This is a genomic window from Peribacillus psychrosaccharolyticus ATCC 23296 (assembly GCF_000305495.1).
GTDB lineage: Bacteria > Bacillota > Bacilli > Bacillales > DSM-1321 > Peribacillus > Peribacillus psychrosaccharolyticus.
Window position 1 is genome coordinate 1 of the sequence record NZ_AJTN02000085.1, and the last position, 2,555, is coordinate 2,555.

Sequence of the window (2,555 nt, forward strand, 5' to 3'; positions counted from 1 at the left end):
AGTTCATCTTTTTAAATGGCTGTTCATCATTTTCCATTACCGATATTAGAGGCTTATGTAAATAAGTAATTTTTGTTATTTTTGTAAACTTTTTTATTTTTATATCGTTTAATAGGTGAACCAGAATGGAGGTACAAGTGGATAATGAATTGTTACAACATTTGATAGGTGAAAAAGTACATGTTATTAAACGATATCTTATTAAAATTGGTGCTAATCCTTTGGATGCGGAGGATATTATTCAAGAATCTTTATATAAATGGCTACTCTATATTGATTCTATTGAACCAGAAAAAATTTCAAGTTGGCTGTTCCGTGTAGCTTTAAATAAATATTATGATCTTTGTCGTAAACAAAATAGGAATGTAACTGTAACAATTAGAAATCAAGTGTTTATTGATAATCAGCCATTACCTGAGGAGCATTTCGATCATATCGAAAATCGGGAAGAAATTAATGCTACTCTAAATCAACTGAAACCTCTTTATAAACATTTACTCGTTTTGAAGTACGAAATGGATTTAAGTTATGAGGAAATCTGCCAACTGTTAGATATGAAGCTTGGAACATTAAAAACGTACATATTTAGAGCCAGGAAACAATTTAAGAGTAGTTATGAAAAGGGAGTGATAGAAAAATGAAAGACAAGAATGATAGAAAAATCAGTATGATTGACAACGATATAGAAGCCTTATTTGATGAAAATGTAGAACAAACTGGAACACTTGTAAAGACCATAAAAAAAGCTCGACGAAAAACAATTTTACGTAATATATTTATTTCAGCTATTGTTTCAAGCATATTGATGCTTTGTTTTTTGGGTGTATTGCCTGTTATTAAGCAAAGTCAAGAGGATAAGGCAATGATGGAATCAAGAGTTTCTAACAGTACTTTTATGAATCCCAATGTATATAGTACAGGTGATCAAACTGTCTCCACTGGTTTATTTAGTGGAATCATTACCTTTGAACAATATAAAATTATCAATGGAAAACCGGTAGATTGGGGAGAGAGGAAAACAGAATACAGTCTGTTTGGTGAAGGGGGATCTCTTGGAGGTGACCATTCACCGATACAATTAGAACAGGTTGAAACTAGTCGTAGTTATGATAGATATACGAAACAACTAATCATGGAATATTATCATCCTGATGTAGAGTACGAGTCGATGACAAATGATTTTCCTCGTTTAGAAAAGATGCCTGAGACTGCAGCAGCTGAGTTGGCCATTTCATTCACTGATAAATTGTCACCTCAAGAAGTGAGAGATTTGATACCAGAAGGTGTATCACTCGAATGGTATTGGGTTGATGTCTACGATAAATTGGAATATGAAGATTATCCGATAACTGCGAATGGCTTTCATTTTTACGGTTTTGAACATAGGAAAGATGTTCGTAGTGAGGAGTTTTTTATAAATTGGTTAAAAGAGACTGCATCAGAAGAAAGTGATGGTTACGACCATAAAGAAATAAAAAAGGTTTATAAGGATCTTAAAGGCGCAAACAAGGAAATAAAGACTGACCAAATAAAAATTTTGGGTGCAGTTGTAAGTGGAACACCTAAAAACTTACTAAAAGTTAAAAATATTCCACAAGTGAGAACCGGTGTTTTAGGAGCAGTTACTACTACTTATTAACTACTATGGCTAAAGGGAAAAATACATCTTATTGAAAGATACTAAAACTTTTCAAAGTAAGAAATAACTCTATTAAAAAGGTGAACTCAATGAGTCCACCTTTTTAAATTGCTGGTCAATCAGTTTTATTACCGATAATTAGGGTTTATGTTAACTAGATTTTCTATAATTTGAGCAAAAAAGTAAAGATTTTTATTGAAATAAAAGGGATAAGTGGATATAAATAGCAGAAAATGTTAATTTAGATTAAAAAAAGAAGTGATTGAAGGGGTGTCACAATGTTGAAATTAGAAACAGATCGTTTAGAATTAAAACCTTTCAGTAAAGATGATTCAATTGAAATTCAACAACTGGCTAATAATATTGAAGTAGCAAGTATAATAGGTTTACCTCATCCATATTTATTAAAATTTGCAGAAGAATGGATTGATTCTCAACCAGAGTTAATAGAAAAAGGTATTGAGTATCCTTTAGTTATTGTATCTAAAAAATCCGAAAAAATAGTTGGGACTATTACCATCAGAATTGATAAAAGTAACAACAAAGGAGAATTAGGATACTGGATTGGTAGAGATTATTGGGGAAATGGATTTGCAACAGAAGCAGCTAACCGAATGATTGAATTTGGTTTTGAAGAACTAAATTTGAATAGAATATGGGCATCAGCAATTTCTAGAAATAAAGGTTCAATAATAGTTTTTAGAGAAAGCAGGTTTACATATAGAAGGGACTTTAAAAGAAAATAAGCTTCTTGAAGGCAATTATGAAGACGTTAATGTATATGGTCTTTTAAAAAGTGAATATAATTAATACAATTTGTCAGTATAAAGTAATTCTTTCCTTTGATGGGATGCTTTAGTTCAATGAAGATATAGTAAAACAAAGCCTTATTGAAAGACACTAAATGTGAATGGTT

General features: G+C 31.1%; 2 protein-coding genes and 1 pseudogene. All 3 read left to right on the forward strand.

Translation table 11 applies throughout. The features are described from left to right. Nucleotides 1-125: 125 nt before the first annotated feature. The 3 genes and pseudogenes from WYK_RS06015 (at nt 126) to WYK_RS06025 (ending at nt 2,449) form a co-directional block, all read left to right on the forward strand. Complete coding sequence (locus tag WYK_RS06015; protein ID WP_051387339.1) at nt 126-641, forward strand: RNA polymerase sigma factor; 516 nt, start codon at nt 126-128, stop codon at nt 639-641. Beyond that, nucleotides 638-1,639: an anti sigma factor C-terminal domain-containing protein gene (locus WYK_RS06020; RefSeq protein ID WP_040373659.1), complete on the forward strand. Its 1,002-nt coding sequence runs from the start codon at nt 638-640 to the stop codon at nt 1,637-1,639. Before WYK_RS06015 ends, WYK_RS06020 begins: the two co-directional genes overlap by 4 nt. 278 nt (nt 1,640-1,917) lie before the next feature. Further along, nucleotides 1,918-2,449: pseudogene (locus tag WYK_RS06025) on the forward strand (GNAT family N-acetyltransferase). The last annotated feature ends 106 nt before the right edge of the window (nt 2,450-2,555 follow it).